The 5,904-nt window shown below is 72.4% G+C and carries 4 protein-coding genes; 1 reads left to right on the top strand and 3 read right to left on the bottom strand.

The features are described 5' to 3' along the window. Window positions 1-58: 58 nt before the first annotated feature. From cyc2 to AOK18_RS14880, 3 genes are all read right to left on the bottom strand, one after another. Entirely contained in the window at window positions 59-2,221 is a 2,163-nt protein-coding gene (cyc2, locus tag AOK18_RS14870) for a germacradienol/geosmin synthase Cyc2 (protein WP_055694660.1), read from the bottom strand. Between the two features lie 180 nt (window positions 2,222-2,401). Then, the gene (locus AOK18_RS14875) at window positions 2,402-3,580 is read right to left on the bottom strand and encodes a damage-control phosphatase ARMT1 family protein (RefSeq protein WP_055694661.1); all 1,179 of its coding nucleotides are present in this window, start codon (window positions 3,578-3,580) and stop codon (window positions 2,402-2,404) included. A gap of 110 nt (window positions 3,581-3,690) precedes the next feature. Then, the gene (locus AOK18_RS14880) at window positions 3,691-4,338 is read right to left on the bottom strand and encodes a ScbR family autoregulator-binding transcription factor (protein WP_055571124.1); all 648 of its coding nucleotides are present in this window, start codon (window positions 4,336-4,338) and stop codon (window positions 3,691-3,693) included. A 697-nt stretch (window positions 4,339-5,035) separates the two neighbouring features. Here AOK18_RS14880 and AOK18_RS14885 point away from each other — a divergent pair. Continuing rightward, a partial coding sequence (locus tag AOK18_RS14885) for a substrate-binding domain-containing protein (RefSeq protein WP_055694662.1) occupies window positions 5,036-5,904 on the top strand: 869 nt, incomplete at its 3' end.

Consider the following 5,904-nt stretch of genomic DNA (forward strand, 5'->3'; position numbering starts at 1 on the left):
CACCCGCGCCGGAGAGGGAGACCGGCTCCCTCTCCGGCGCGGGTGGCCACGGGGCACCTCAGCTACGGAGGGCCATGGGCGTCGCGGGGGTGCGGTGCGGCAGGAAGCCGTGGGCCCGGCTCGAGAGCCACGCGTCCTTGTAGCGGTTCACGCTGCGGTGCCAGTGCAGGATGCCCGCCATCCAGTTCCGCAGGTCCAGCACGTAGTCCCGCATGATCGCGCGCGCCTCCCGGGACAGGCCGAAGTCCTCGTACAGCACGGGCAGTTCATGAGCCACGACGTGCTCGAACTGCTCCAGGCGCCGGCTCATCAGGTCGTGGACGACGCCGAGCGCCTTCGGGTAGTCGCAGCCGAAGAAGTTCTGCACGACGAGGATCGCGTTGTGGATCTCGCCCTCGAACTCAATCTCCTTCTGGTACGAGAAGACGTCGTTGAGGAGGCAGGCGTAGTCGATCGCCGCGTTCTCCAGGGAGCGGACCGGGCCGCTGCGGTAGACCTCGGGCGGGACGGCGGGGCCGTGGCCCGCCCGGCACAGGCCGAGGGTGAGGTCGGAGCCGAAGGTCTGCCGGCGCATCTCCAGGTAGTCGACCGGGTCGGGCACGCGGTGCACGATCTGGTTGCCCAGTTCCCACAGCCAGCTCTCGGTCATGACGTTCACGGCGTTCTTCAGCGGGACCCGCTCCCCCGGTGTCATGGCCGCCGTGGTGCGGGCCCACAGGTCGGTCAGGGCCCGTTCCATGGCGTTGGCCGCCGGGGGCACCGGTTCGCCGTCGAGGGGCATGCAGTCGGACAGGCGGGCCGTGGTCAGCCGGGCGGCGGCCAGGTCGCGGCGGTGGCCGTAGACGAGCGGGTAGTAGTCGTCGCCGTAGGTGCCCCAGGCGAGCCACTGCGCGCTGAGGTCGAGGGCGGCGGGGGTGGCGTCCGGGTCGATTCCGGCGGAGCACAACGCGAGGTCGTAGGCGTCCAGCTTGTCCTCGTCCCACACGCCCTCGCTCAGGATGCCCGTCCGGTGGCACCAGTCGACGAGGGTGCCCCGGGAGGCGTCGAGGTGCGGGCTGAGGTGCAGCGGGAACGGCATGCGGATCTCGGGGATCAGGGACGGACCGACCTTCTGGTAGGGCACGTGGGTGTGCGCCCGCAGTCTCGCCGCGCCCGCGGCGGCGAGCAGCCCGCGCACGTCGGCGGCCGAGGTGCCCGCCCCGGACGGGCCCGCCCACGGGGTGCTCTCCCGTGCGCCCTCGTTCATGTACCGGCTGGAGCGCAGGTGCCATTCGTGGCCGCCGGACTGCCAGTCCTGCAGCCCCTTCGCGTACGCCGCGACGGCCGCGACCTCGTGCGGGGCGAGGCCCTTGTCCAGGGCGAGGGCGGGCACTTCGGTGAACGCGGTGTGCTCGAACTGGTGCAGCCGCGAGGTGAGGATGTCGTTGACGGTGTCGGCGGCCTGCTGGGTGGTGCAGCCGAAGAAGGTCTCCAGGACGAGGACGCCGTTGCTGTTCTCGCCCTCGTCCTCGACCTCGCGCTGGTAGGAGAACAGGTCGTTGCGCAGGTGCACGGCGTCGGAGAACGTCTCCATCAGCACCCGCAGCGGCCTGGTGCCGGCGACGGAGGCGGGCACTTCGGCGGTCGCGTACTCGACGAGCCCCGCCGACCACGGGGCGCCGCCCACCTTGCGGCGCATCTCGACGTACTCGACGGGGTTGGCGATCCGCCCCTCGTTGATGTTGGACAGCTCCCACAGCGACTCGTTGAGGAGGTGCTCCGTGGCGAGCGCGAACCGGGCGCGCCAGTCCTCGGACATCGCGGGCACGGTGCGCGCCCACAGGTCGGCGAGGCCGGCCTCGACCGGGTTGCGCGGCTCGGGCACCGGGGCCGCCGGGTCCAGCGGCATGAACAGCGGCAGCCGGTCCAGGTGGGCCTTGCCGCCCTCCCGGTCCTGGCTGCGCTTGAACAGTTCCAGGAAGTGGTCGTCGAAGAAGAAGACCCACACGTACCAGTCGGTGATCAGGGAGAGGGCGGGTCCGTCGCAGTCGGGGTGGGTGTAGGCGCAGAGCAGGCCGTAGTCGTGCGCGTCGAGGTCGGCCTGCTCCCAGACTCCGGATCCCTCCAGCATGCCCATCTCGCGCGCCCACGCCGACGAGTGGGCACGGGCCTGCTCGAGATGCGGGTTCAGCCGCGCGGGGTGCGGCAGGTAGAAGTGCGGAAGTACGAACGGCTGGGTCATGGCCCGGCCCTACCCGTGGGTCCGTGACGGCATCCGCCGGCCCGGACGTGATCACACCATCGCGTGAACCGTCGCCGGAATGCCGGTGTGCCGGCCCCGGGAGTGCCGGACCGCGGGAACGCCGGTGCGGGAGCGCCGGCCGCGCAGCGCCGCCCCTCCGCTGCGGGGGCGTGCGGACCGTTACGCCCGTACCTGGATCAGGGCGTGGGTGCCGCCGGTGCGCCAGCGCTGTTCCGCGGCCGCGACCAGGGCCTCCTCCGTCGCGGGGGCCAGTCCGGTGACGACGTCGGACTTCAGGGTGCGCAGGGCGGCGACCGGGCCGGGGAAGTAGCCGGTGACGTCGGCGAAGGGCGTGGTGGGCGGCCAGGTCCGGTCGCCCACCAGGCGGCGGTAGTTGAGGTCGCCCTTGACGACGGTGACCGCGGCCCCGGCGAAGTCGGCGCGGAGGTCGCCGGGCATCTCCTCGTACGGCAGCGGGGAGCAGGAGAAGGGGTGGGCGCGGAGGGTGAGCCGGCCGTCGGACAGGGCGTCCCAGAGCCTGCGCCCGTGTCCGGCCGCGGCTCCCCGGGCCCCGGTCAGCCGGCGCAGCGCGTCGACGACGTCGGCGGTCGTGGCGTCGGAGACGTAGTAGGGGTACGGCTTGACGTGCAGCACCGCCCGGCCGATGGTTCCCTGCTCCAGCAGGTGGGAGACGAGCAGGAGGTCGGGGACGAGTTCGCGTCCGGCGTTGTCGGCGACCAGGACGAGGGTGCCCGCACGGGAGGCGTCCAGCAGCTCCCACAGCCGCTCGCCGTCGTCGGCGACCAGCGCGGGGACGGCGGCCGCGCGTGCGGTCCCCTCGGCGGAGAGCCGGAAGCCGAGGTCGGCGCGGTTGCCCCACAGGGAGCCGTGCAGCAGGGCCCGCCCCCGTTCGTCCGCGGGCCGGCCGGCGAGGTCGTCGAGTGCGGCGAGTTCGTCGTCCGTCGCGGACGAGTCGAGTTCGGCGCGCTTGGAGGGGCGGAAGGGGTCGATGCCCTGCCAGGGGCCGGGGCCGAAGTAACCGACCGCTTGGAGCAGTTGGCGGTAGAACCAGCTTTCGGACCACAGCCAGGGCACGTCGTACCAGGACCGTCCGGCGTACGCGTCCATCCCCCAGGCCGTCCAGTGCCCGCGGTCGTGGGCGTCGGCGGGGAGGGGTTCGATCGTGCCCTCGGTGCAGTCGGCCAGCAGGGCGTCGAGCGCGTGCCGCTGTCCGGGTTCGTACGGGAAGGCGTCGCGCACCTGCCGGATGATCGCGGGGTGCCGTTCGGCGAGCACGCTGTGCGGGAACGAGCCCGGCCGGTTGCCGAGGATCACGGGAGCGGTGGGGGTGTCGGGCATGCGGCTCACCGTAACGCGCGGCACCGGGCGGCGGGGCCGGCCCCGCCGGGACGGAGGGCCCTCGGGGGGGCCGCCCGGGCGGGGACGCCTGCGGAAGCCGCGGCCGGGCGTCAGGCGGGGGCGATCTCCCGTTCCAGCCGGGCGGCCAGGCTGAGGTAGCGGGCCCTGCGGGTCACCGGGACCAGGCCCCGGATGAGGATCTGCCACATCTCGGCGGTGCGGCGGGGCTGCCGGGCGACGGGTTCCCGGGAGCGGCCCACGACGCGGGTGCCGATGAAGAAGCAGACGAGGGAGTGGGCCACGACGTCGATGTCGACCTCGGGGTGGACGTCGGACTCCTTGACCGCGCCCGCGAGCCGGGCGGTGACGAGGTCCATCCACTCGGCGAACGGGTGGCTGAGCGGGGGCCGCGGCCGGGTGCCGCCGGTGGCGAGGCGGAGGCCGGCCCGCAGGACGGGGTCCTCGGCCGACTGGCGGGCTATGCCGAAGGTGAGGCGCATCAGCGCCTCCAGGGAGGTGTGGCCCCGCAGTTCGGTGTCCCTGGCCAGTTTGCGGCAGACGGCGGACTGGAGTTCCAGGATCGCGTGGGCCAGGTCCTCCTTCGCCGCGAAGTGGAAGTACAGGGCTCCCTTGGTGACGTGGGCGTGCTCGACGATGTCGCTGAGACTGGTCGATTCATAGCCCTGTCGGTCGAACAGATCGGCGGCGGCCGTGATGATCGTCGCGCGGGTCTGCTCGGCGCGTACCTGCCTCGCCATCGACTGAACTCCTGAGCCGGAAAGGAACGGGTCATGCTGTTTGTTTTTACTGCGCGTACACGATAACTCACCCTGCGGCCGTACTCATCACACCGGTTCGCCCCGGTACCCGGAAAAGATCCGGCGATTCGGATGCGGACGCCCGAAGAAAACAGCGCGTCCGGTATCTGATTGTGGCAGTCGTGCGGAGGAAAGGGAACGGGGTCCCTCCGAAGGGGCGGTTCGCCGCCGGGAAGGCGCCGGGAACGGCCGGGCGGCGGGCACCGGACGGCGGGCCGTGCACAGGACCGGCGGGGAGCCGCCGGGATCCCGCGGGTGCGGACCCGCGCCCCGGGACCGGACACGTCCCCCGTACGCATCCGCGAACACCCCTGATTTGAAAGGGCGTTGATGCCGAACGGCTCGTGTTCAGGCATGCGTGCGCCCCGCGGCCGGTTCCGTACCGTCCACGCGGCCGGACACCCGGAACCCCCGTGCGCCTCCGCCGCCGCGGAACTCACCGTTCATCACGATGCGGCAGCTTCCTCTCACGTGACGTGGCTGATCACTTGACTACCGACCGTGGGACGCGATTGGCTCCCGTCCCAGCGAGAGTCACCCGTTCGGCGTACACGCCGCGGCTCCGCCCCTGCTCACGTCCCCTGCTCCCGTTCCTTCCGCACTCCCCAGCCCGGCGCACAGCGAGGTCCGCTTCCCCATGAACACCCGTCCACCGGCCCGGCGTTGCCCGGGGCGGCCCGTCCGCCTCGCGGCCCTGGCGTCAGCCGTCCTCCTGACGGTGACCGGCTGCTCCGTCCTCGGCGCGGCCGACGACTCCTCGGATCCGGGGAGCACGGGTGCGGCCGGCGGCCGGATGAGCGTCGTGATGGTCACGCACGGCGGCGAGGGGGACGTCTTCTGGGACCGGGTGAGGAAGGGGGCCGAGGCCGCCGCCGCGAAGGACGGCATCCACCTCACGTACGTGAGCGACGCGGACCCGCAGGGACAGGCCGAACTCGTGCGCGACGCCGTCCGCGACAAGGTGGACGGCATCGCCCTGACGCTGGCCAAGCCGCAGGCGATGAAGGGTCCGGTGGAGGAGGCCCGCAAGGCGGGGATCCCCGTGGTCGGGCTCAACTCCGGCATCGACGCCTGGAAGCCGGCGGGACTGCTGGGGTTCTTCGGGCAGGACGAGGGCCTCGCGGGGCAGGCCGTCGGCACCAAGCTCAACGAGCTGAAGGCCAGGAGCGCCCTCTGCGTCATCCACGAGCGGGGCAACGTCGGGCTGGAGGCGCGCTGCGCCGGCATGCGGAAGACGTTCGAGGGGAAGTTCGAGAACCTCTACGTGGACGGCTCCGACCAGCGCGCCGTCTCCGGCATCGTCACCGCCACGCTGCGGCAGGACCCGACGATCGACGAGGTCGTCGCCAACGGCGCCCAGTACGCCCTCCTCATGGCGGAGGCCGCCGAGGAGGCGGACACCGGGGCGCGCGTCGCCGCCTTCGACCTCAACGAGGAACTGGTGGGCGCCGTCCGCAAGGGTGACGTCCGGTTCGCCGTGGACCAGCAGCCCTACCTCCAGGGCTA

The sequence above is a fragment of the Streptomyces prasinopilosus genome (assembly GCF_001419695.1).
In the GTDB taxonomy this organism is placed as follows: Bacteria; Actinomycetota; Actinomycetes; order Streptomycetales; family Streptomycetaceae; genus Streptomyces; species Streptomyces prasinopilosus.